Genomic DNA, 23,085 nt, shown 5'->3' with positions numbered 1-23,085 from the left:
TTTGAAAGCACATCCTGCAGCAGGGCCTTGTCCAGCGACAGGTCGGCAACAATCCGCTTCAGCTTGGCATTCTCCTCCTCAAGCTGTCGTAGCCGCTTCATCTCCGAGGGCATCAGACCTGAGTATTTTTTGCGCCAATTGTAAAACGTCGCGTCCGAAATTCCCGCCTTGCGGCAGACCTCGCCGATTGGTGCTCCATCCTCTGCCTGCTTCAAAACAAACGCGATCTGCGCTTCCGAAAACTTCGAGGCCTTCATCGAATTCTCCTCTTCTTTCCACAAGGAAACATAAGTGGAAAATTCCAGTTCTAAATGGCCTAATTTAACGGGGGCACGTCATTTGTATCGACAAACGTCACTCGTCACCACGGGTCAGAGCCAGGATGGCGTCGGTACTCAGACCTTCACCAGCATGGCCGCGCAGCTTGGCGAAACGAGTGAGTGGATGTTTTTTCTCAGCTCTGACGAGAACTATCTTCCCATCGGGGGCCCGAACAAAATCGACCGAGCTTCCAGGTAAAATCCCTAAAAGCTCGCGTACGGCTTTTGGAATGGTGACCTGCCCTTTGGCCGTGACAGTTGTTGACATGTCAAATTCCTGTAAAACCGACTTATGAAATGGTATTACTTTCGTGCATCTTTTTCGACTGGTCCCGTCTCGAAAACGGCCGCTAAGGCCCAGGCACCAGATCATGTCGGCAACTTTCAGCCTGCAAATGCTAGGTTTCGTTAACCATGCCCTCGCGACCGCATTCAACTACCAACGAGAATTCGACAATAGACCCATTAAACAGGGACGATTAGAGAGATTATCAGTTTTATTATACCATCGAAGGGGTCACTAAATGTGTTTCATTGTTCAGACCATTTTGATGAGGTGACAGGAGACCCCACGATTTCTGAACGATCCCTGCGCGTCCGTCCCACCCCTGAAAATTACGGTTACGTTCACTGCACCCCTTCCCTGAAGTGACGATCTGCGACCTGAAGCAGTCAAGGAAGCTCTTCTACAACTTAGGTCCTGGCTTGATCGTTACTTGCGCGCCATATACCTCTCGCAGTTCGTTCTGGCCAGGCTGACGATCACTCGCCTGATGGAGCAGCTTGGAGGTGTATCCGATCTCGCGCGTCCCCTCGATCAGCGTAATGTCCGAATTACCTGGATTGACGGATCGTTCAAACCAGTCAACCGGATGCTGAAGAAAACTCATCTCGAAGGCACGGTTGGTAACACCGTGGCCGACGATCACTACAGTGTCGTGGCCGTGACGCGCCTCATGCATGATGGTCTGCAGGAACAGGCGCGTCCGCTGCGCGACATCGGCACGGCTTTCGCCATCGGGCGGCCGGGCATAGAACTTGCCATTATTACTGCGTAGCCTCGCCCATTTCTCGAATTCGTCGGGAAACTTCTGCTTGCGCTCAGCATGGTCATAGATTTCTGTGAAGAGCCCGAAATCCTGCTCCCGCAGGAGATAATCCTCGCGGACCTTTTCGATGCTCCCGACAGGCAAGACGTCCAGTAGAGCGTCCTTGCTTTGGCGCGTGCGCATGAACGGTGAGTACCATACGCGAAGCGTCACTGACCCCGGTTCGGCCAGTCCTGCAAGATAGGCTGCGATCACAGATCCAGCTTCACGCGCTTGACGATATCCCCACTGGGTCAACGGGACATTGTGATCGCCAAACTGACTGTAAGCTCGCTCGTCCAGATTACCCAGAGATTCGCCGTGACGAACAAGAAAGATGCGCATGAGCTATCCTGCTGCAAGGGTTGGACGCCACCTCTCCCGACTTTTACACACAGATCGATAGAGTGGTGACTTTCAGCACCATCTATTATCACATGAACTCTAAACCGCGAGACTGCAAACCGGCAGAGGGTCAGCAAATTGACATGGTCGCCCACCGGACGTGGAAAATTGACCGCTGATCACGACATTCCTGGCGACCGATACAAACAAGCTTCGCTCGCAAATAGCTCAAATCAACGCATCGGGTGACAACTCGAAGTCTGACCAGACGCTGGTCTAACGCCCTCGTAGTCGTCGACAAAAGTCCACCAATCGCTTCGCCAAGCAAGCGTGCCTTCGGTGTCCGATAAACTTCGCTCTTTTAAAGGAAGCGCAAAGCACTGGTATTCTTCGTATGGATGTTCTACCCGCAACGGACCGATATCGATGAGACGGCCGGTTATGGCAATCCTGTTCAAGACGACAATTTCTGAAGACAACGCATTTTCCAGGATCGAGCAACTGCTTAATTCTGGCATTGAATACGACGGCTATTTGAGTGTCGCGGACGATACCGGCGAGACGCCGCTGCCGTGGGGACCCTCCATGAGCGCCGAAGAATTCCTCGCTAAAGTCAGAGAACTACTGGAAGTGACCTGGAAAGCCGCCCGCTTCTGGGTCATCTATGAGCGTCGCGAGGACCGTGCAGATCCTGATGCGATTGTGATGCGCAACGCAGCGTTTCGCATTACCCGTGGATATAACGGCGTCATCATCGCATCGTTCAGCCTTCTGGGCAGACACGACGCGTCCCATGATCTCGAACTTGTCTTCGTCTGTTTTCGGGAGGACTTCCAGCGCCGAAACTTTAGAATTCGCTTCGAGAACAAGCCAATTATTCCTCATTAATGAGCATGACATCGATCCGGTCGGCTGTCATCTGGAGGTCTCCTGAGCGAACCATATCACTGCGCCATCACTTGATTGCCATATCAAGTGACGCTATCGCGTCATAATATCGTCAAACGCGGAAGGTTTTGATAATGGCTCTGACAAAGTACGCTGATGATGGCTTGTTTACGCCCAACAAGATCGCTGACGTTCTTCACACCACAATCGAGGACATCGCGCGTAGTGCGGGCCTCGGCAAAGACGCCGTCCAGCGCAAAGAGCGGATCAAATCCGACAAGACCCAGAGGCGCCTTCGTGAAATGATCGAGGTCGTCAATAAGGTCGAGCCTCGGTTTGGATCTGCGCTGATTGCCTATGCATGGTATCGCTCAGAGCCGCTTTCAGGCTTTTCCGGCCACACCGCAATGCAACTCGTGCGAAAACGGTCGGGCTGATGAAGTGCTCGATTATATCGATGCCATTGATGCCGGCGTCCATGCCTGACCGTTCCAATGCACTACAAAGGCAAGCTCTACAGAGCGCTCAATCTGCTCTACGCCCGTGAGCTACTTTCTGGACGAGGCGCCGAACTTTATGGCGGCCGATTTAATCCTAAGGGAATGCCGGCACTTTACACGTCACTGACCATCATGACGGCGCTCAGAGAAGCAAATCAGGCGGGAAGTTTGCAACCTACCACGCTTGTACCCTATGACGCGGATTTCGAGCCGGTGTTCGATACGCGTGACCCAAACCTTGTCGAAAAACACCAGATCACCCCTCAAGAGCTGAGTAACACGACTTGGCGAGACGAGATGAACCTGCGCGGTGAAGCGCGAACGCAGCAGCTTGCCTGCGATCTGAAACACGCCGGGTTTCACGGCCTGATCGTCAGGAGTTTTGCTCCCGGCATGACCGACGCTGACCTCAACATCGTGCTATGGACATTGGGAACGTCGCTCCCAAATCGCCTATCCTTGATCGACGACGAACGGCGGCTATCGAGATAGCATCCAACCTCCGCTCTTTTCGCACCACCTCAAGCGCCGAGATGAAGCCTTGAACCGAAATCCAGATCAAGCATCGGCATCACCATCGGAACTGGGAACGAAGGCAGGCAGATCCTCGTCGCTGCCATGGGGCTGAAGCAGCGCATTGACAGCCGGCACCATTGACTGCGGGACGAAGATCAGCTCCAGACTAATTGCACGCGCGATATTCACCAAGGTGGTCGCGCGCGGGCAGCGCTAGTTCCGGTCTCAATCTCGCGATAGCGCGGGCGCGATATGCCAGCCAACTCGGCGACCTCTTCCTGCGTCAAATCGAGGCCCTTCCGAAGTGCCCTCAAAAGATCGCCGATTTCCACCAAGGTTTCGGACTTCATTAACGCATGATCTCCAAACGTATCGCTGGCGTTAGTATTGATACGTTTGGGTATCTTTTAAAGTGAGCACTATCAAAAATTGCGCCTTGATCGCCCGGTGGACCACACTGCGGCCGCCGCCAAGCGCAACAGACCTGAAACGCTCCTTGCCAGCGCACACGACTGCGGCGGGAGCAGAGTGCCCATTCGGTGTTGAAATACCTGAACCGCTACTCACCGCGACCGGCAACAAGGCGTTTGCCTCCATCGGTAAGGACGAGGCGAGGAACCCCATTCGAGGCGATCTCTCTAACGAAAGCTCCTCGTTCAAGGTTGGCAACCGTTGAGGTCGATATACGGTTGTCGCCCACCAGCCAAACACGACCAGAACGCCGCTGGTAGCGATACTGGTGGATCGCCGACAAGGTGCGGATCGCGGTCTTCGAAAGTTGCTTTTCACCAGACGTCGTCATGACGGCTCCTATGAATGTTCTTGCTACGTTCATGTGATGGCGGACGCATGAGCTTTCAAGTGCACGCCCGGTCATTCAGATTTAATTAAATATGTTCGCAAATACTGGTTAGCAGGGATGATCGAAACGGGCGTGGACAAGTTGAGTAACCGATAGCCATTGGAGCCACACATGTCCCAGCGTACCGTGCTCGTCGTAGAAGACGATCTTTTGATCAGATTGATGTTGGTTGAGGCGCTCCGGGACGACGGGTACACTGTCGTGGAGGCCGCGAACGTTCTTGAAGCTGTCGCGGCGATCGGACGTAATCCATCCTTTGATGCATTGGTCACTGACGTCGACATGCCAGGACACCTCACCGGCCTCGACCTCGCGAGCATGGTGTCAGGCGTGTGTCCGCGAACGCAGGTCATTGTCGTTTCGGGTCGTGATGTAAGCGCCGACGTCGCGCCAGAGTGGGTCTTCATGCCAAAGCCATACAGCTTGGATCAGCTCCTGAGCTTGCTGGATAAAGCTCAATATGTGGCAAACGAGACGGTTGAGATGGCGCAAGCAGTGTGATCGTGCGATAGCAACTCTCTATGACAGCAGTTCTCGGCATTGATGCAGCATGGACATTCACAGAACCAAGTGGCGTAGCTCTGGTTGAACGTGACGGCGTTAATTGGCGACTTGTTCGAGTTGCAGCGTCTTATCACGCGTTCATTTCTGATCAGGAGCTGGTAGACGGCAGACATCGTGGTTCGACGCCTGATCCACATGCTCTCCTGTCAAAGACGGCTGAACTCATCGCCACGCCTGTCGGTGTTGTCGCCGTAGACATGCCTTTGTCGACTAACCCCATTATGGGGCGACGCGTTTCCGATAATGCGATTTCTTCACTCTATGGATCGAGACACGCTGGTACCCATACGCCAAGCCAGAGCCGACCAGGCCAGCTCAGTGACGACTTGACCATGGGGTTCGCGCGATACGGCTATCCACTTCTGACATCTGGCGCGTCTTTTCCTGCGCTTATCGAAGTCTATCCACATCCGGCGTTAATCGAACTGGCAAAAGCGGACAGAAGGCTCCCTTACAAGCACGCGAAGTCCCGCAAGTACTGGCCGGAAGAAAGCCTTGTAGACCGTCGGCACAAGCTTTTGAGCGTCTGGTCAGACATAGTCAACTTGCTGGAGGGTCGCATCAAGGGCGTGGCATCCGCTTTGCCCCTGCCCGACCCGTCCTCGCGAGGCCATGAACTGAAAGCTTACGAGGATTGCCTGGACGCAGTCGTGTGTGCCTGGGTTGGAACATGTGTGCTAGGCGGAACCGCCACAGCATATGGCGACGAGACTTCGGCAATCTGGCTGCCAACCGCTGCGACTTAGCCGAACCCGTTTATCTTGGTTCCTAAGGTTGGCGCATCCCATATGTCGTCGACAGATGCCTATCAAGATAAATGGCCAGCGCATGGAAAGTGAGGACATCGAATGGCTTACAAGCCCAAGCCGGGAGAGGTTTGCTTGTTCGAGAATGAAAAAGCCGGACATGACACCGCCCCTGATCACCGAGGATATTTCATCGCAGACCGTGACATAAAAGCCGGAGAGAAGGTCGAGTTCGCGCTGTGGGCTGGACGAGCAAACAGTTCACGAACGTTCGGTGGCCGGCTGACGACGCAAAAGAGTTTGCCTGAGCCTGTACCTGTTGATCTGTTCGGGAATCCGATTGAAAGCCCTGCCTCTTCGATACATAAAAAATGAGAGGCCTCCACTAACCTTCAGACGGACGCAAAGCCACTCGCCCTACGTTATACGCATTGGCGCACCCATCCGCATCAGCCTGCCTTCCGCTGAGCTTTTCCTCGAACACGGCCAAGGAAACCGTAGCAGAAATTACGTAGGCCGCGTCAGGAGCCGTCCTTCAACCTGCGAGCGTCATAGCCCGTGCCAGGAGTGCGTCATTTCCGCTTGCAACATTATTGCCTGTCATCTCGAACGCCATGTCAGGAGTAATTCCGATGCCTTAGAACTGGGATCAGTCCGGAAAGGCTTGCCGCTTGGCTGAGACCCAAAGTTGCATGCCGTCGCCAAGTTCATTGTATAGTGACTGGCCACTGGACCCGTCGCATCTGGTGCGGAGGAAGTGTTGGAGAACGACTTGACCTTTTTTGCGACGAAGCAGCTCAGTGCGGGTGCTTGCCAATCGCTGAGACACCTCACCACACGTTACCGCCGCTACTGCGCTCGATCGGTCATTCAAATCAATCGACGGGCAGTTGAGGATTCCACAGCCGGACCGGGCTTATACTCTCATAGGCCATGCCGTTCGGGTAACTAATCGCCTCAAACTGCAGACCCCAGGGCGCCTGGAAATAGAGAATGGATTGGCCTGCAATAGGGCCATCTTGAATAGGCAAAGGGCCGAGCCTGGTCTCCACGCCCATCTCGTCCAAATACGCCTTGGCGGCAGCAATGTCTTGGACATAAAAGGCAATGTGGAAAGCGCCGATGTCGCTGTTCTTCTGCTTCAGATCCCGTTGATCGGGTGCGGAATATTCGAAGAGTTCAAGATTTGAACCGTTGCCACAGCGGATCATTGCTGCGCGCTCGATACGCGCTCGCGGATGAACGCCGAGTGCTGCGGTCATGAAGCTCCCTTCCGGATCGCCGATCGGGCCGAAAGTGAGCACGTGGATGCAGCCAAGCACCCGGTCGAAGAAGTCGATGGCCTCATCGAGGTTGGGGACCGTCAGTCCGGTATGGTCGTGGCCAACGAGGCCTGGTAGGCCCTTTTGGGTGGAAGCTGTCATGACAGATCTCCTTTTAGCCTGTGTCCTAGTTGGAGTGCGAGCCCTCACGCGGCTGGCTCAAGCGCCGGCACCGGCCGTGTCAGCCACGCATCGTCGATTTCGGGAAGCGGGATGGCGTCAAGCAACAAGCGCGTGTAGGGCGTTTTCGGAGCGTCGAACACAGCTCCACATGTCCCCTCCTCCACAACTTCGCCGAAGCGCATGACCGTCACGCGGTCGCATATCGCGCGGATGACCGACAGGTCGTGGCTGATAAAGGCCATGGCGAGCCCCATCTCCTGCGATAGCTCTTTCAGCAGGTTCAACACCTGCGCCTGCGTCGAAACGTCGAGACCGGACACGACCTCATCGGCGAGCACGAAATCCGGTTTCATGAGCACTGCGCGGGCAATACCGACACGCTGACGCTGACCACCGGATAACTCATCCGGCGCGCGATCCAATGCAACGGCGGGCAGCGCCACGCGTTCGAGCACGGCACGCACCTGTCGCTCCGCGTCACGACGGTCACTCGCAAGGCCGTGCAGAAAAAGCGGCTCGGTGAGAATCCGCCGAATTGTATGACGCGGATTGAGAGATGCCATCGGATCCTGGAAGATCATCTGCATACGTCGGCGCAACGGCCGCATCGTCTCCGGGGAAACGTGGGTGATGTCATGGTCGTCGAAACGAATGATGCCGGCCGACAGCGGCACCAGTTTCAGAAGCGCGCGACCAAGCGTCGTCTTGCCTGAGCCAGACTCCCCGACAATGCCAACCGTCTCGCCACGCCTGATCGACAAGTCCACGCCGTGCAGGACACGAACGCCCGTCCGGCCTCGACCGAAAAGCCCCTTGCTCGCGCCATATGTCACTTCGACGCCTTTGGCTTCAAAGAGAAGATCGCTCATCTGATGCTCCTTTCGGCGATGCCGATTTCAGCGCGCAGTTGACGGAATACAGCTTCGGGCACAGGCTCAAGCCCTGCATTGGGTCGATCGTAGCGTGGACCTGCAGCGATCAGTGCACGGGTGTAGGCGTGCTTCGGTGCCATCAGCAGATCTCGGGTCGAACCATCTTCGATCACCTTGCCGGCATAGAGGAGTGTCACGCTGTCACAGATTTTGGCGACGACACCCAGGTCATGGGTCACAAAAATCACTGCTGTTCCATGAGCTTCCTGCATACGACGAATGAGGCGCAGGATTTCCTTTTGAACGGTGACGTCAAGCGCGGTCGTTGGCTCGTCGGCGACAACGAGCTTGGGGTTCAACGCAAAGGCCGAAGCGATCAGAATGCGCTGGCGCATGCCCCCGGACAGTTCATGCGGATAGGCCTCCAGCACCCGCTTTGGATCACGGATTTGTACTTCATCGAGAAGCTGAAGTGCGCGCTGATGGGCATCCGTCTTGCCCATACCAAGCCTCAGCCTTAGCCCGTCGGTCAGTTGTGCTTCGATCCGCCGCGCCGGATTGAGTGCCGTTTGCGGGTCTTGCGGGATCAGCGTGATGTCGCGACCCATGATATCGGCGAGTTCGCGGCGCGCCATGGCAAGAAGGTCACGCCCCTCGAAGCGGATGAAGCCGCCGGTGACCTTGACGGTGGATGGCAAAATGCCAAGCAGCGCTTTGGCAATCGTGGATTTGCCAGCACCGGATTCACCCACGAGACCGCGCACCTCACCCTTTTTGAGGGTGAGCGAAACATCACGCAGCACAGGCGCGCCAGCGTCACGGGTGGAGATGGCGTTTAGGCCTTTAATAGCAACAAGCGACTGGGTCATCGGCGCATCACCGGATCAAGCGCCTTGCGCAAACCGTTGCCCAGCTGGTTGAAAGCGAGAACGGTGGCAAAGAGCGCGACAAGAGGAAAAACGAATACCCACCAACCCTGGTGGATCATCTGGCGGCCCTGGGCGATCATGCCACCCCATGTTGGAATGTCCGAAGAAAGCGACAGGCCAACAAAGGAAAGGATTGCTTCGACGATGACGGCAATGCCCATTTCAAGGCTGACAAGAGCAATGAGGACGGGCGCCACATTCGGCAAAATCTCACGCCATAAAATATGGCTGCGGGAAAAACCGATCGTCTGAGCGGCCATCACATAATCAAGGCGTGCCTGCGCCATGGTTTCGGTTCGCACGACACGACAGAAGCGCGTCCAGTCGATGATGACGATCGCGGCGATGACCGAGTGAAGGCCCGAGCCCATGACTGCCACCAGCAACACGGAAAGAAGGACCGGCGGAAAGGCCATCCAGATATCGACAAGGCGCGAGATGATGCGATCCGCCCACCCGCCATACCAACCGGCAGCAAGGCCGAGCAGCGTTCCTATGATGGCAGACAGACTGGCAGCTACGAATGCAACGGTCAGCGCGATCCTTGACCCGTAGAGCACACGGGAAAGAACGTCACGGCCAAGATCATCGGTGCCGAGATAGTAGCCAGGCTCTGCCCCTGGATAGGTCACAGGTGGCATGTTGCCCAGCATCAAATCCTGCTCGAGCAGGTCTTTGGGTGCGATGTAGGGCGCAAAGACAGCGATGAGCAGCAGGATGAGGAGGAAGCCGCCGGCAACCACCACCCGCGGCTCTCGCAAAAGCGGTTTGATCGTCTTCATCGGCAGGCTCCACAAGCGGAAAGGCGTTTCCATATCAGTCACGATCTTGGACATCTCAGCCATGGGCGGCGCTCCTCGGGTTCAGCCATGCTGCAATGAGATCGACCAGAATATTCAACAGAATGAAGATGGCGCCGAAGGTCAGCACGATGCCCTGGATCAGCGGTAGATCGCGGTTGATGACCGCGTCGATCGCCATGTTGCCAAGACCGGGATAGGAAAAGATGCGCTCGACGATAACCGTGCCCCCGATCATGAAGGTGAACTGCACGCCGGTGAGGGTTAGCGTTGGTCCCACGGCATTGCGCAGCGCCTCCTGAAGCACGAGCCGCAATGGCGACATGCCCTTCAGTCGCGCCAGCAGGACGTAATCCTGGACCATTGCCTCTGCGAGCGCTTCCTTCAGCGTGCGAACGACAATGGCCGCTAAGGGCAGGCCGAGCGCCAGCATGGGCATCACCATATGGCCGAGGACGTCCGCGAAAGCCGCGAACTTGAATGTAACGAGGCTCTCGATCAGATAGAAATCCGTGTGGAAGTCCGTCGTCAGTCCCGGATCGATGCGTCCAGACAAAGGAAAGACCGGCCAAAACACGCCCAACAAGAGAACGAGCGCCAACGCCCAGACGAAATCTGGCACAGCAAGAAACAGCCCATTGATAAAATCCAGCGCAGGATCAAGCTTTGTGCCTCGCGCAAGCGCGCCGAGTACAGCAATCATGCCACCAGCGAGCACGCCGAAAACGAGTGCGGCAAACGCAAGCTCCAGCGTTGCCGGCAAGCGACCACCGATTAATTCCATGACATCGCGACGTTGCGAAATCGACGTGCCGAAGTCGCCCTTCAAGACATCACCAAACCAGATGACGAATTGCTGTGGCAGGCCAAGATCAAGACCGTAATGGGCGCGCAATGCCGCAATATCGGCGGGGGTCGCACTTGGCGAAATCATCATGGCGATGGGGTCGCCTGGAACGATGCGCAGCAGACAGAATACGATGACGGCAACACCCATAAGCGTCAGCACCGCCATCACGAGACGATTGAGAAGATCGAAGATGGTCATTGTCAAACATTCCTGTTGCCGTCATCGTCGGCGGCTGCCAGACGCGCGGTTCTGCGAACAGGGGTGAGCAGCGCCACGACGAACGAGACGCGACGCTGCTCTCTCTCGTCAGGCCTTGGAGACCAGCGTTGGCTGCAGCGCGCTCGAAACGTTCGGCGTCACCTTCAGCGAAGACTTGAAGACGACGGGCTGCATATATTGCAAAAGCGGAATGACGTAACCTTGCTCGGCAATATACTTGTCAGCGGCCTTCCAACCGGCGATACGCTTGGCCTCGTCCTTCTCGCCCCAAAGCGGTCCGATCAGGGCGTCGACATCGTCACTCTTCCAGGCTGAGTGTGGTGACTTGGAGAACATGGCAAAGCCAGTCGATGTCGTGGGGTCGCCGATCGCGTTGCCCCAATTGTAGAAAGCGGCAGGCGCGAGCTTGTGACCGGCGCGCAGCTCAAAGTGCTTCGCCACCTCATAGACTTCGATCTCAGCCTCGATGCCGACCTTGCGCCACATGCCGACGATCGCCTGGATCATCTCGTAATCCTTGGGCTTCAGGCCGCGTGTGGTCTGGATCTTGAACTTGACCGGTTTTTCCTTGGAGTAGCCGGAAGCCTTGAGAAGCTCAGCAGACTTCTCCGGGTCGTAGGCCACCTTGATAGAGGCGTCGTAAGCTTCGTATTCTGGAGCTTCCAGTGTGTCGATCGGAACGCCGTAGCCACGCAGAAGCTTCTTGACGATACTAGCCTTGTCGATGGCGTGATGAGCTGCAAGCCGGACGTTCTTGTCCAGCATCGGCTCGACATTGGTAATAAAGATCATGCCGATATCGGAGATCGGCGAAGAGACGCCAGCAAGGCCCTTCTTCGCCTTCAGTCGGTCGAATTCTTCATAGGGAATTTCGAGCGTGACATCGGAGGAGCCGGATTCGATTTCGGCTACACGGCTCGTCGGATCTGTGACGAATTTGAAAATGACGGTTTCGAACGCAGGCTTGCCGCCCCAGTAGTTCGGGTTGGCTTTGAGGCGCAGGAAAGAATTGCCCTCATAGGCGTCAAACAAGTATGGCCCCGTGCCGATAGGTTTCTTTTCGAAGCCTTCTGCCCCGACCTTTTCGTAATAGGCCTTGGGCAACACATAGCCGGTCAGGAACGCCATCCACTTGAATATGGTCGGATCGAAGTTGAGAACATCGGCTGTGATCCGCTTGCCTTCGACCTTGTAGTTACCGATGCTGGCCCAGACGCTCGCGACAGGATTGCCGCTGTCTGGCTTGCCGGCGCGGGTCAGGGACCAAACTATATCTTCTGGGGTGAAGTCCGAGCCATCATGCCACTTCACTCCCTCGCGCACATCCATCCAGACCTTGGTCTTGTCGTCGTTCCAGCCCCAGTCGGTCAGTAAACCGGGCTCGAAGGAAAGATCCGGCTTCTGGCCAATATATTGATCGTAAATGGAGCGGTAGATCGCCTGGATGGCGGGGTTAACGCCGGAAAGCCCAACTGTCCCGTCAAAGGATGGCAGGTTAGAATTGAAGGCAATCGTCAGAGTGTTTGTTTGCGCAGCTTGAACCGGGATGCGCCCGGCAAGGATGCCGGTCAGAACGGTAGCCGCACCTAGTCCCAGTACGCCACGACGCGTCATGTCAGTCATTTTGGACTCCTAAAGTTCCCCTTGAAGGACTTCCGGTGTTTCCCGGATTAGTTATTGTTTTAAACTTAAAATTAAAATCAGGATTTTGACAAGAGCCACGTCATCCATTTTTAGAAAATAATATGAAAGGGAATATTTCTTGGCGGCACTTCCGGCACGCCGCCAGTCGCGTTTCTGCTGGTACTTCTGGATAGTACAGCTATGCAAAGGCTTGTTGGGCCGAGCGGTTCGCAACATAAAACGCCGCGCTGATCGCAAACCATCGAGCTCTCACATAGGCAATTTATTTTAAGCTTGATGCATTATCGAGAAAATGTATGCATACAGAAATAAAATCATAATACTGGTGGAATGAGATGGCTGAATTCGATGCGGTGGTTCTGGGAGCAGGTCACAACGGGCTGGCAGCGGCGGTTCATCTGGCCGCGAGGGGCTGGAAGGTCGCAGTAGTCGAGGCAAAGGCCACTGCCGGCGGTGCGGTGAAGACGCAGGAAGTGATCGAACCTAGCTTCCGGCACGATCTGGCAGCGATGAACCTTTCGATGTTCGCTGGCTCCGCTTTTCATCAAACCTACGCTCAAGACCTCGCAACGCATGGTCTGAAGTTCGTCCCCGCCGCGAAGTGCTTTGCCAGCGTTTTTCCAGACGGAACCCATCTCGGCATTGGCACTGACCTTGCAGCCAATAAAGCGGCAATTGCTGCCCTTTCGTCGAAAGATGCCGAAAGCTTCGCCGCCATGTCGGCAGAGTTCGGCGCCAAGGCTCCGCATCTCTTTGGACTGCTTGGGGCACCCATGCCTTCGTTTCTCAGCGTCAAGACGATCTGGAAAGCCTGGCGAGCAGGTGGCATTCCGCTGCTAACCGACCTGCTCCGCCTGCTACTGTCCTCGCCACGCGGTTTTCTCGATCGGCATTTTGACAATGAGAAGCTGAAGGTCACCATGGCGACGTGGGGCCTCCATCTGGATTTCCCGCCAGATGCTTCCGGTGGCGCACTCTTTCCTTATCTGGAAACGATGGCTGATCAGGCCTTCGGCATGGTGATCGGTGAAGGCGGCGCGGATATCATCATCAAGGCGATGGTGAGCCTGCTGGAGAGCAAAGGTGGCGAGGTGTTCCTCAATTCTCCTGTCACCTCTGTGGAAATCTTCAGCAACACAAAGAAAGTCGTCACACTTGCAGATGGACGCAGACTTACGGCGAAACGTGCCATCATCTCCAACATTCACCCCAAGCTTCTCTTCGACGGAATCGTAAAGACCGGTCGGTTGCCGCCCAAATTCGCCGAAGGCATCAAGTCCTACCGGTCTGGACCAGGCGCAATGATGATCCATTTGACGCTGGACGGCTTGCCGGACTGGATAGCCTCTCCAGAACTGAAAACCTACGCCTACGTCCACATAGCGCCCACTCTTTCGATGATGACGAAGGTTTACGACGAAGCAATCTCTGGTCTTCTGCCTCAAGAACCGGCTCTCGTCGTCGGTCAGCCTACCGCGGTTGATCCAACCCGCGCGCCTGATGGCAAGCATGTGCTGTGGGTACAGGTGCGCGTGCTCCCGGCAGAGATCAAGGGCGACGCTGCAGGCGAGATCAACGCCACGGACTGGGCGTCGGTAAAAGACGCCTATGCCGAGCGCGTCATCTCGATCATTGAGAACTACGCGCCAGGCTTTCGGTCTAAAATTCGAGGGTGCTCGGTCTGGTCACCCGTCGATTTACAGGCGGAAAACCCTAATCTCATCGGCGGCGATAGTTTGTCCGGCTCGCATCATCTTGACCAGAACTTCCTCTTTCGCCCCGTTGCAGGCTATTCGCGCTACAAGAGCCCCATCGATGGCCTGTACATGTGCGGGGCCGCGACGTGGCCGGGTGCAGGAACGGGAGCCGGCTCTGGCTTCATGCTGGCAAAGATGCTTGCTGGGTGACAAGCAAGTCCGCCTGCTGCGGTGGTTCCAGTCGGGTAATGCCCAACAACAAGCGAAGCATCACCGCGACTTGTCCTACGCCTGTAGTCTGGACGCCAGGAAGTGGTCAATGCCGGCCTGAGCACATTGCGTATCCTGGGCCGGCGTGCCTGAACTCAGGCCAATTCCGCCCACGACCTCGCCATTAACGATCACTGGCAGGCCACCGCCTACAACCACCAGGCGCCCACCGATCGCAGAGTTGATGCCATAGGCGGGGTTGCCTGGCTGGCTTGCCGCGCCGTAACTCTCGGTCGTGCGCTTGGCGCCGGCCGCCGTGTACGCTTTGTCCTGGGCAATGATGGTGCTGGTTATCTTACCCCCATCCATTCGTTCAAATGCGATCAACTGACCGGATTCATCGACAACAGCGATACACATTGGCACGCCAATTTCCGTTGCTTTCGCTCGCGCTCCTGCAATCAGGCTGCGCGCGTCCTCTATGTCCAAACGCTTGATGACCAACATTTGCTGTTTCCTCTCGTGTATCTACCAAATCAGGCAGCGCACCGCATTCGAAAGATCAATAGCGGGCACTAGCCTGTTACTCGACGCAAAGACTATCATTGAATGAGGTCGCTCCGATCTTCGGAACGACACTCCCCCACGTATATCAAAGCGCAAGTTGACGGCGAAGCGTTTCCAGACGCTCCATCGCGATAACTCCCTCGACGATCGTCGGCGCGGGGGTACTTGCTCCAGCAAGGGCGGGAACCACATCTGCAAGCAGAGAATGGTAGCCTTTGGGATCCTCATTGGCCGCTGCCGTAAAATTCGGCTTCCATGTCAGCGTGTCGCAATCCTCGTTCAGTGTTGCACCGAGATCATCGATCTTGAACGGCGGGTTGCGGTGCCATTTGATATCGATCACGTCGTCCACTTCGATCCGCTGGTGATCGCCCATGAGCTCAATGCGCTCGACCGGCGTGCCGCGCGATTGGATGGTGCCCATCGCCACATTCCCGATAGCCCCGCATTCGAATTCGAAGCCAACATGGAAGAGTACGCGCCCCGGTGTCTTCTCGACTTTGCGGGCGTTAATCGAGCGGACGGGGGAAACCAGGAAAGACACGAGATCCATGTAATGAACACAATGGTGAAGGAAGAAGCCGGTATAGTCGACGTTACCGACGAAGTAGCCCGGTGCGGTCATGTAGTAGCCAGTCAATCCCAGTACATCGCCGAAACGACCCGACTTGACGATATTGGCGGCCATGCGATTACCGATCGAGTACCGTTTCATGAAGCCCAGAAGGAGCGGTTTTTTGGATTTTTCCGAAGCAGCCAAAAGTTCACGAGCGCCTGCAGCGCTACCCGACGGCGGCTTTTCCATGAAAACAGGCAAGCCTCGCTCAAGAGCCATCTTTCCGAAAGCCAGGTGCTGGTCGGGGCCAACCGCCATGCCAACGGCGTCGATGCCCGGCGTCTTCAGCAGATCGGCAACGTCACTGACCAGATTGGTCACTCCGAACTGCCGGCCAGCATCTTTAAGGCGCGCGCCGTCGATATCGCAAAGCGCGACAAGCTCGACGTCATGGCGAACAAGCTGCGGAAGCAGCATCTGCGTGGCGTGAATGCCGCAGCCGATCCAACCGATTTTTATAGTCATCGACGATACTCCGTCAGCAGGAGGTGAGATTTCATGAACGCGCACGAGGCAGACAGGCGATTGCTCTCGTCTTCGTGGGGCGCCCGCCACTGGGCGAACGGAACACCGAAACGGTCATCGGTACGACGAAAAGGTTCGAGCGAGATCGGCCCCTTGTAACCAACCTCATGGAGGGCGCGGCAGACGTCGACCCAGTCCGTCAAGCCCGTCCCAGGGAAGCCACGATGGTTCTCGTTCGCCTGGAAATGGACAAGGCGATCCCCTGCGAGCCGGATGGCCTCTGATAGCGAACTTTCTTCCATGTGCATGTGGAAGGTGTCGAGCATGAGCTTCACAGCAGGATGATCGACGGCATCAAGCAGTTCCATCGCCTGCTGCGTCGTACATAGCACGTCGCTCTCGAAACGGTTGAGGGGCTCCACCGCCAGAACAATGCCGGCCTTCTGCGCGTAGTCTCCCGCCTCCTTCAGCCCTCTGACACATCGATCTTTTCGTGCAAGGCGCTCAGCTTCTTCCACGACCTGTGGGGCACGACCTGCGAAGACCAGCGGGTTTCCTGTCAATGGCCCCCCAACCACCGTCGCGCCGAGACCAGCAGCACAATCGACCGTGTATTTGAGATAATCGATACCGGCACGATGCGCATCCACGTCGGCGGACGACAGGTTCCTCTGCAGATTGACACGAGCGGCGAGAACAACGCCAATTCCGGCATCGTCGAGAGCCTTTTTTGTCTCAGTGATAGCGAGCTCACCGATTTCTGGAACAAGAAGCTCAACGAAATCATAGCCATGATCGCGCATTTTCATGAACAGCGGGAAATGCTCAGCCGTGAAAGGGCGGGCATACTGCATGGATATCAACCCTATGGGGTTCATCTTTGTGTCCTTATGATTGAATAAAATTCCATTGCCGCGAAGACCTCTGCGAGGACGCTCAGCCCTTCACGGCGCCCTGCGTCAGACCGCCGATCAGCCGACGCTGAACGAGCAGGAAAAGAATTGTTGCTGGCATGGCCCCGACCACGGCACCTGCGGCAAGCAGGCCCCATTCGATTTGATACTCACCGATCAACGTCTGGATAGCGACTGTCACAGGCCGAACATTGCGGCCACCAAGCGTTAACGCGTAGAGATATTCATTCCAGGCAGTGATGAAGATGTAGATCCCGGTCGAAATGATCCCCGGCATTGTCAGAGGCAGAACCACCTTCCGGAGAGCCGTCAGACGTGAACATCCGTCTGTCATCGCCACTTCATCGAGACTTTTAGGGATCGCGGCGATATAGCTTGTCAGCATCCAGACCGCGAACGGAATGGCGACCGTCGCATTCGCGAGAATAAGCCCAATATGCGTGTCGAGAATGCCGAACCGGCGCATCAGCACAAAAAGCGGCAGGATAAGCAGGACCATCGGGAACATGTTGATTAGCAGGAACTGCATCATCAATAGTTTCCGCCCACGGAAGCGAAAGCGCGAGAATGCATAGGCAGCGGTGACCGAAACGATCAGTCCGATGACGACCGTGCCTCCGGCGATGATCAGGCTATCTCCCATGTTTTTTAGAAACGACGTCTGCTCGATGAGCCGAACATAGTTGTCCATACTCCAACCCATGGGCGACAGCGAGACCCCGGTAGCCGAAAGGACGGCTGTTGGCGTGAGTGACGTTAGTATCATCCACACGAACGGTGCCATGGCGAACAGGACGATCGCAAGAACAGGCAAATCTGTTGTGAGGATCCGGCGAAGCGTGCTTTTCTGTGTCATCTTTCTACCTCGCGCATGGTGCGAGCGAGATAGAGAACCACGAACGCGCCAAGAAGGATGGTAAAGGTAACGGCAATGGACGTGCCGTATCCGAAGTCGAGATTTTGGCGAGCTTTTATGAAAGCATAGAGCGGCAGGGTGTAGGTGGCATATCCCGGCCCACCCCCGGTCATCACGAAGATGACATCCATCGAATTCGCGACCCAGATCACGCGCAACAGCCCTGCGGTCGCAAGAACCGGCGCGATCCCAGGCAACGTTATATGCAGGAACTGCCTCCATGATGACGCTCCGTCGATCGACGCAGCTTCGTACTGACTCTTCGGTATGCCTTGCAGCCCCGCGAGGATCATGACCGCGAAAAAGGGGAAGCCTTGCCATGTCAGCGTTGCTATAATCGCATAGATCGCGACCTTTGGATCGGCGAGCCAAGGAACTGCCGCTTGGACGACCGACAGATAGATGAGGATGTCGTTCAGCACACCTGTATTGGGATCATAAATCCAACGCCACATCAGGGCGATCACCACGCTGGGTAGGGCCCAGGGAATAATGATCAGCGCTCGCGCCAGACCACGCCACGGAAACTCCCGGTTCAAGAGCAAAGCCGTCAGAAGGCCGAGCCCCATCTGAAGCGGTACGGTCAAACCGATCCATAACAGGGTGTTCCAGAGTGCGGCCCAGAAAACGGGATCGTTGAAGAGCTTCACATAGTTTCCGAAACCGACAAACTTGCTGGCATTCGGTTTAAAAAGGATGAGATCGTAGAAACTCGTCCACACCGCCTGCACCATCGGCATAAAGACAATGACCAGCGTCACGACAAATGCAGGCGCAAGCAGGACATATGGAAGAAGCCGTTCCGAGCGCCAGTCGAAAATCGCGCGGCGCTGCGAGGAAGATGTTGCTAACAAAGACATACTGCGTCCGTTTCATTGCCGGGAAGAAGCCCCGACACAGTTGTCGGGGCAAGGAGGTGGCGGCTACTACTCAGCGAAAAGCGCCTGCAGCTGCTCCATCATCTGCTGAGAGGTTACCTGCCCCGTCAGCGCCTGCTGCATATTCGTCTGCCACGCGCTATTGACGAATTCGGAAACATTCGAGGTTTGGGGCAGTACCTTCGCAAACGGCAGCGATTGGACCGTCGCATCAACGAAGCGGCGCTCGTGAAGCTTCCAATTCGCCGAACCGCTCTTGGTCACGGTCATCTGGCCAGTGGCGCTATTGAAAGCGACGTTGTTCTCACCCTCTGCGAGAAATGAAATCCACTTCCAGGCTGCGTCCTTGACTGAGGAACTGGAGAAGATCGCAAGAGACTCGTCGCCATAGGACGTCCACTGACCGTTGCCACACTTCGGAACGGGCACCGCGGATACCTTATCGCCCAGCGCAGCAACGAGATCCTTCGATGAACCGATGTGGTGGATCGTCATCGCCGTTTTGCCCGATTTGAAAGCTGCAATGATTTCCTGGAACCCATCATTGGGGGCGGATGGCGGAATTACCTTGTCCTTCTGGAAGAGGTCGATCACCCACTGATTGGCCGCAATCGCCTCGGGCTTGATCAGGCCGCCTGGCTTCAGTTCTGCTCCCTGAGAAAAGACAAACGCGCCCCACTGATCCCAGCCTCCCTTGCCGCCGCGCAGGCCAAATCCATAGGTGTCAGGTGCCTTTGTCAGCTTGATAGCGGCGTTTCTGAAATCTTCGCAGGTCTTGGGTGGCTGCAGACCAGCCGCCTGAAAAAGATCGCTCCGATAATAGAGATAAAGAGCGACATACTGGATAGGCAGATAATATTGAGTGCCGTCCGGCCCCTTGTTCAGTTCGAGTACGTTATCGAGAAGATCGGCTTTGCCTTTCCAGGCATCGATCTTGTCGCCGATCGGCTCAAGCGCGCCCATTTCGACGAGACGCGGTTGAGCGAAAAGCTTCACCATCGCGGCATCAGGTGCGTTACCGCCCACAAGCGACGTGTATAGATTATCGTAATAGCTGTTCCACGGGACATTCTCGGCCTGAATTGTAATGCCCGGATTGGCTGCTTCGAACTTTTTGACCAGGTCAGCCATCGGGTTGGCTGGATTGTCGAAGTGATACCAAAAGCGGACCGTTTCCGCCTTTGCCTGGGATAGCGCCGCCGACGCCGCCAGTGCAGCGCCGAGCGCCATTGCTTTCAGAAATTTCATGCCTTCCTCCTCCAGGTTTGTTTTGTTTTAGCGGCTGGTTAGTCGCCTAGCTGCACTGCCCGCTGCCGCCAACGCCTCCCGCGCGGCAGACAGCTCGGATGTGTTCTGCAAAAAGCCGTGAATCACGCCCGGGATGATCAACAACTCATCGCTGCGACCAAGCGATTGAAGACGCTCGCTAAGAGCCAGCGTGTCCGACAGAAGAGGGTCAACCTCCGCGGCCATCAAATGAAGAGGCGGCAGCGATGACAGTTGCAGATCGGTTGCGACGAGCGGACATGCCAAAGGGTCAGCTTCGATCTTCTCCCCCCCGGCATAGAAGCCCCAATAACGCTGCATCTTGCCACGCGTCAGTCCGGGCCCTTCGCTGAAGCGCATGTAGGAGGCCGTCTCGAATGAACACGCATAGTTCCCGTAGAACAGCAGCCCACCGTCTGGGAGTGGCCGTCCATCCTGCTCTTCGTGCAGCATGGCTGCCAATGCGAGATTGGCACCCGCGGAGTCGCCAGCTACTAGCAAAGGGCCACGGCAAACTCCGAAAGCAGATGTTGTGCTAAAGACGTGACGGAGTGCCGATACCACGTCCTTCAGACCTGCAGGAAACGGACATTCGGGCGCAAGCCGGTAGTCCGGCAACACCACAGGCATCCCGCTTTCAATCGCAAGGACTCGTGCACAGCGCTCGTGCGTCTCCGGAGAACCGAATGCGAAGCCTCCGCCATGTACGAACAGGATTGCTCCGCGCCCAGCACCTTTCGGCACCAGAATTTTCAAGCGACAGCGGGCGGCACCAAGTTCTTGATCTTCATCGACCCAGACTTCCGAGACGCTCTGCATCGGCGGCAGATCGACATTGCAACGCGCGCTCGCGAACGCCGCCTGGGCCCTTCCCTCTCTAGCCGCCAACGTCGTTGGGTCTGGTAACGGGCCAAGCTCCGCCAGCGTCTTTGCCATCAAAGCAGCGGTCTCTGCCGACAACGCACCCGATAGCACCTGGGCGGCGCTCACTGAACGCTCTCCGGAAATACCTCAGGACCAAAATCGACGATCGTTGCAATGTGGTGATGCATGGAAGCGGCTGCGCGCCGCGCGTCACCGCTTTCGATAGACTCGATGATGCTGCGGTGACGCAGTGCGGTTGCCTTCAAGTCGCGCGACATCGGGCTACGCGAAATCTTGAACCGATGATTATGAACCAGGCAGCGATGAAGAATGGGATCGAGGGCGGGCAGATTGGCATCCTCGAAGATACGACGATGAAAATCACGGTCGACAGCTGCAAGCTCCAGTTCGTCGGCAGCGTCCGCGGCATCCAACATTTTGCTCAACAGGTCCTCAAGGTCTTTGACCAGGGTTCGGCTCGGAGCGCGCATCATCCTGGCAATGCCGCTACCCTCGATCTGCTGCCGCAGCCGAAACATTTCGATTGCCTCGTCAGCGGTACACTCGGAAACCTGCGTGCCCCGACGACCCTTTCGAAGCACAAGGCCCTCTTCCTGCAACTGCAACAAGGCTTCGCGCACAGTGCCCTGACTGCATTGAAAGTGCGTCGCAAGATCGAGTTCGGTCAATCCCGTTCCCGGTTCAAGCACGCCAAGCATGATGTCCCGTTTCAGCGTGTCAAACGCTGCGCTGGATTTGAGGGATTTCGTCGCGGTTTGCCTGGGTGGAAAATATGCCATCCGAATGTGCCTGCGCTGTTGCGTATCGATGAACTTATCATTATCGATATTGACATCGATAATGATCGTCAAGCACGAAGTTGCGACCAGGGAGGAAAACGTGGCCGAAATTGCGCTGAAGGAAATCCAGAAGTCTTATGGCAGTCTAAAAGTCATTCACGACATCGATATTGATATTGAAAGCGGCGAATTTCTCGTCTTGGTTGGCCCGTCCGGATGCGGAAAATCCACCCTTCTTCGAATGATTGCCGGACTGGAGGAGATTTCCGGTGGGGAGTTGCACATTGAAGGACGGGCAGTAAATCGTCTGCCGCCTGCAGAACGCAACATCGCAATGGTTTTCCAGGACTACGCGCTTTATCCACACATGAGCGTGAGAGACAATATGTCTTTCGGTCTGAAGATGCGTGGCAGCAAAGACGAGGAAATCGGTCACCGTGTTTCTCACGCGGCTGATATCCTCAAGATCACAGACTATTTGGACCGCCGCCCTGCGCAGCTTTCCGGTGGTCAGCGCCAACGCGTCGCTATGGGTCGAGCAATTGTCCGGGAACCTGCCGCGTTTCTTTTTGACGAGCCATTGTCCAATCTTGACGCAGCGCTCCGTGTCGAGATGCGGCTTGAGATTGCTAAGCTCCATCATCGCATGAAGGCGACCACCATTTACGTTACGCACGATCAAGTGGAGGCGATGACATTAGCGGACCGCATCGTTGTGATGAATGCTGGCCTTATCGAGCAAATCGGCAAACCTCTGGATTTGTATCACAGACCAGCAAGCTTGTTTGTCGCCCGCTTTATCGGCAGCCCGACTATGAATACCCTTCCTGCGAGCCTTGCTCGTGGCCTGCTCACTTTACTCAACAAGTCGATCCACCTAGATGATGCGGTTGGTTACGGCAGGATCGACGGTCAGATCGTGGTCGGCATTCGGCCTGAAGACCTTATACAGTGTTCTGAGGAAGACGCCTGGGTAACCGGAGAGTTAGTAGTTGCAGAACGCTTGGGCAGTCAGACGTATGGCTACGTGGAGATCGGTCATTCGAAGATGCTCTGCGCGGAGTTCCCTCGAACGAGTGACGTGAATGTTGGTGAGACGTTACATTTCCGAGTGCGCACCGAAAGTCTTCATCTTTTTGATCCTAAGACGGGCCGCAGGATAAATCCGGTGTGAGAGCGCTAACCGACGGAGCCACATACCGAGCTTACCGCCGTCCTCAGAACGTTCACCGGCGTTCGCATTTTAGCGATCGCTTCACCGGCCATGAAGGGTCCGATGTCTTATGGACGTCTCAAGAATGGAG

Annotated in this window: 25 protein-coding genes and 2 pseudogenes; 8 read left to right on the top strand and 19 right to left on the bottom strand. The window is 56.0% G+C overall.

Translation table 11 applies throughout. The annotated features are described in order from the left end of the window. The 3 genes from QZ862_RS19460 to QZ862_RS19450 all read right to left on the bottom strand — a co-directional run. Positions 1–257, bottom strand: a 257-nt coding sequence (locus QZ862_RS19460) for a transposase (protein WP_296101435.1), incomplete at its 3' end; no start/stop codon positions are given. A 97-nt stretch (positions 258–354) separates the two neighbouring features. Continuing rightward, entirely contained in the window at positions 355–588 is a 234-nt protein-coding gene (locus tag QZ862_RS19455) for an AbrB/MazE/SpoVT family DNA-binding domain-containing protein (RefSeq protein WP_296101434.1), read from the bottom strand. Positions 589–1,006: 418 nt separating this feature from the next. Continuing rightward, the gene (locus tag QZ862_RS19450; RefSeq protein WP_296101433.1) at positions 1,007–1,753 is read right to left on the bottom strand and encodes a phosphoglycerate mutase family protein; all 747 of its coding nucleotides are present in this window, start codon (positions 1,751–1,753) and stop codon (positions 1,007–1,009) included. 441 nt (positions 1,754–2,194) lie between these two features. Here QZ862_RS19450 and QZ862_RS19445 point away from each other — a divergent pair, with 441 nt between their 5' ends. From QZ862_RS19445 to QZ862_RS19435, 3 genes and pseudogenes are all read left to right on the top strand, one after another. Beyond that, positions 2,195–2,641: a hypothetical protein gene (locus tag QZ862_RS19445; protein WP_296101432.1), complete on the top strand. Its 447-nt coding sequence runs from the start codon at positions 2,195–2,197 to the stop codon at positions 2,639–2,641. Positions 2,642–2,775: 134 nt separating this feature from the next. Beyond that, positions 2,776–3,127, top strand: a pseudogene (locus QZ862_RS19440) (MbcA/ParS/Xre antitoxin family protein). Between the two features lie 8 nt (positions 3,128–3,135). Continuing rightward, complete coding sequence (locus QZ862_RS19435) at positions 3,136–3,633, top strand: RES family NAD+ phosphorylase (RefSeq protein ID WP_296101431.1); 498 nt, start codon at positions 3,136–3,138, stop codon at positions 3,631–3,633. A gap of 66 nt (positions 3,634–3,699) precedes the next feature. Here QZ862_RS19435 and QZ862_RS19430 read toward each other — a convergent pair. Further along, positions 3,700–4,007, bottom strand: a pseudogene (locus QZ862_RS19430) (helix-turn-helix transcriptional regulator). Positions 4,008–4,216: 209 nt separating this feature from the next. After that, a complete protein-coding gene (locus QZ862_RS19425; protein ID WP_296101430.1) occupies positions 4,217–4,459 on the bottom strand; it encodes a hypothetical protein in 243 nt (80 codons plus the stop codon). Between the two features lie 171 nt (positions 4,460–4,630). Here QZ862_RS19425 and QZ862_RS19420 point away from each other — a divergent pair, with 171 nt between their 5' ends. From QZ862_RS19420 to QZ862_RS19410, 3 genes are all read left to right on the top strand, one after another. Beyond that, entirely contained in the window at positions 4,631–5,020 is a 390-nt protein-coding gene (locus QZ862_RS19420; RefSeq protein ID WP_296081704.1) for a response regulator, read from the top strand. A 20-nt stretch (positions 5,021–5,040) separates the two neighbouring features. Beyond that, entirely contained in the window at positions 5,041–5,829 is a 789-nt protein-coding gene (locus QZ862_RS19415) for a DUF429 domain-containing protein (protein ID WP_296101429.1), read from the top strand. A 102-nt stretch (positions 5,830–5,931) separates the two neighbouring features. After that, a complete protein-coding gene (locus tag QZ862_RS19410; RefSeq protein ID WP_296101427.1) occupies positions 5,932–6,204 on the top strand; it encodes a hypothetical protein in 273 nt (90 codons plus the stop codon). Between the two features lie 500 nt (positions 6,205–6,704). Here QZ862_RS19410 and QZ862_RS19405 read toward each other — a convergent pair whose 3' ends face one another. The 6 genes from QZ862_RS19405 to QZ862_RS19380 form a co-directional block, all read right to left on the bottom strand. Then, positions 6,705–7,253, bottom strand: a complete 549-nt coding sequence (locus QZ862_RS19405; protein ID WP_296101426.1) for a VOC family protein — start codon at positions 7,251–7,253, stop codon at positions 6,705–6,707. Positions 7,254–7,297: 44 nt separating this feature from the next. Further along, the gene (locus QZ862_RS19400; RefSeq protein ID WP_296101425.1) at positions 7,298–8,143 is read right to left on the bottom strand and encodes an ATP-binding cassette domain-containing protein; all 846 of its coding nucleotides are present in this window, start codon (positions 8,141–8,143) and stop codon (positions 7,298–7,300) included. Further along, positions 8,140–9,015, bottom strand: a complete 876-nt coding sequence (locus QZ862_RS19395) for an ABC transporter ATP-binding protein (protein ID WP_296101424.1) — start codon at positions 9,013–9,015, stop codon at positions 8,140–8,142. Before QZ862_RS19395 ends, QZ862_RS19400 begins: the two co-directional genes overlap by 4 nt. Further along, positions 9,012–9,857, bottom strand: a complete 846-nt coding sequence (locus tag QZ862_RS19390) for an ABC transporter permease (protein WP_296101451.1) — start codon at positions 9,855–9,857, stop codon at positions 9,012–9,014. The genes QZ862_RS19395 and QZ862_RS19390 overlap by 4 nt, the downstream gene beginning before the upstream one ends. A gap of 55 nt (positions 9,858–9,912) precedes the next feature. Then, on the bottom strand, positions 9,913–10,923 hold the full coding sequence (locus QZ862_RS19385; RefSeq protein WP_296101423.1) for an ABC transporter permease: 1,011 nt from the start codon (positions 10,921–10,923) through the stop codon (positions 9,913–9,915). A gap of 108 nt (positions 10,924–11,031) precedes the next feature. Beyond that, the gene (locus QZ862_RS19380; protein WP_296101422.1) at positions 11,032–12,567 is read right to left on the bottom strand and encodes an ABC transporter substrate-binding protein; all 1,536 of its coding nucleotides are present in this window, start codon (positions 12,565–12,567) and stop codon (positions 11,032–11,034) included. Positions 12,568–12,923: 356 nt separating this feature from the next. On the opposite strand from QZ862_RS19380, the gene QZ862_RS19375 reads away from it, so the two are divergent. After that, on the top strand, positions 12,924–14,495 hold the full coding sequence (locus tag QZ862_RS19375; RefSeq protein WP_296101421.1) for an NAD(P)/FAD-dependent oxidoreductase: 1,572 nt from the start codon (positions 12,924–12,926) through the stop codon (positions 14,493–14,495). A 75-nt stretch (positions 14,496–14,570) separates the two neighbouring features. On the opposite strand, the gene QZ862_RS19370 is transcribed toward QZ862_RS19375, so the two are convergent. From QZ862_RS19370 to QZ862_RS19335, 8 genes are all read right to left on the bottom strand, one after another. Next, a complete protein-coding gene (locus QZ862_RS19370) occupies positions 14,571–15,002 on the bottom strand; it encodes a heme-binding protein (RefSeq protein ID WP_296081680.1) in 432 nt (143 codons plus the stop codon). Between the two features lie 145 nt (positions 15,003–15,147). Further along, a complete protein-coding gene (locus QZ862_RS19365; RefSeq protein WP_296101420.1) occupies positions 15,148–16,143 on the bottom strand; it encodes a Gfo/Idh/MocA family oxidoreductase in 996 nt (331 codons plus the stop codon). Beyond that, positions 16,140–17,021 carry a sugar phosphate isomerase/epimerase family protein gene (locus QZ862_RS19360; protein ID WP_296101418.1) on the bottom strand — a complete coding sequence of 294 codons (882 nt, stop codon included), beginning with the start codon at positions 17,019–17,021 and terminating at the stop codon, positions 16,140–16,142. Before QZ862_RS19360 ends, QZ862_RS19365 begins: the two co-directional genes overlap by 4 nt. Positions 17,022–17,079: 58 nt before the next feature. Next, positions 17,080–17,913: a carbohydrate ABC transporter permease gene (locus tag QZ862_RS19355; RefSeq protein ID WP_296101417.1), complete on the bottom strand. Its 834-nt coding sequence runs from the start codon at positions 17,911–17,913 to the stop codon at positions 17,080–17,082. Then, positions 17,910–18,833, bottom strand: a complete 924-nt coding sequence (locus QZ862_RS19350; protein WP_296081672.1) for a sugar ABC transporter permease — start codon at positions 18,831–18,833, stop codon at positions 17,910–17,912. The genes QZ862_RS19355 and QZ862_RS19350 overlap by 4 nt, the downstream gene beginning before the upstream one ends. 66 nt (positions 18,834–18,899) lie before the next feature. Next, a complete protein-coding gene (locus QZ862_RS19345) occupies positions 18,900–20,099 on the bottom strand; it encodes a sugar ABC transporter substrate-binding protein (RefSeq protein WP_296101416.1) in 1,200 nt (399 codons plus the stop codon). Positions 20,100–20,126: 27 nt separating this feature from the next. Then, a complete protein-coding gene (locus tag QZ862_RS19340) occupies positions 20,127–21,107 on the bottom strand; it encodes an alpha/beta hydrolase (protein WP_296101415.1) in 981 nt (326 codons plus the stop codon). After that, positions 21,104–21,781 carry a GntR family transcriptional regulator gene (locus tag QZ862_RS19335; protein ID WP_296101414.1) on the bottom strand — a complete coding sequence of 226 codons (678 nt, stop codon included), beginning with the start codon at positions 21,779–21,781 and terminating at the stop codon, positions 21,104–21,106. Before QZ862_RS19335 ends, QZ862_RS19340 begins: the two co-directional genes overlap by 4 nt. A gap of 100 nt (positions 21,782–21,881) precedes the next feature. Between QZ862_RS19335 and ugpC the strand changes: the two genes are divergently transcribed. Next, on the top strand, positions 21,882–22,955 hold the full coding sequence (ugpC, locus tag QZ862_RS19330; protein ID WP_296101449.1) for a sn-glycerol-3-phosphate ABC transporter ATP-binding protein UgpC: 1,074 nt from the start codon (positions 21,882–21,884) through the stop codon (positions 22,953–22,955). Positions 22,956–23,085 lie beyond the last annotated feature (130 nt).

The organism is uncultured Agrobacterium sp. (genome assembly GCA_913777615.1).
Taxonomy (GTDB): Bacteria; Pseudomonadota; Alphaproteobacteria; order Rhizobiales; family Rhizobiaceae; genus Agrobacterium.
The sequence above is the reverse complement of the archived record's forward strand: the minus strand, read 5'-3'. Positions and strand labels throughout refer to the sequence as shown.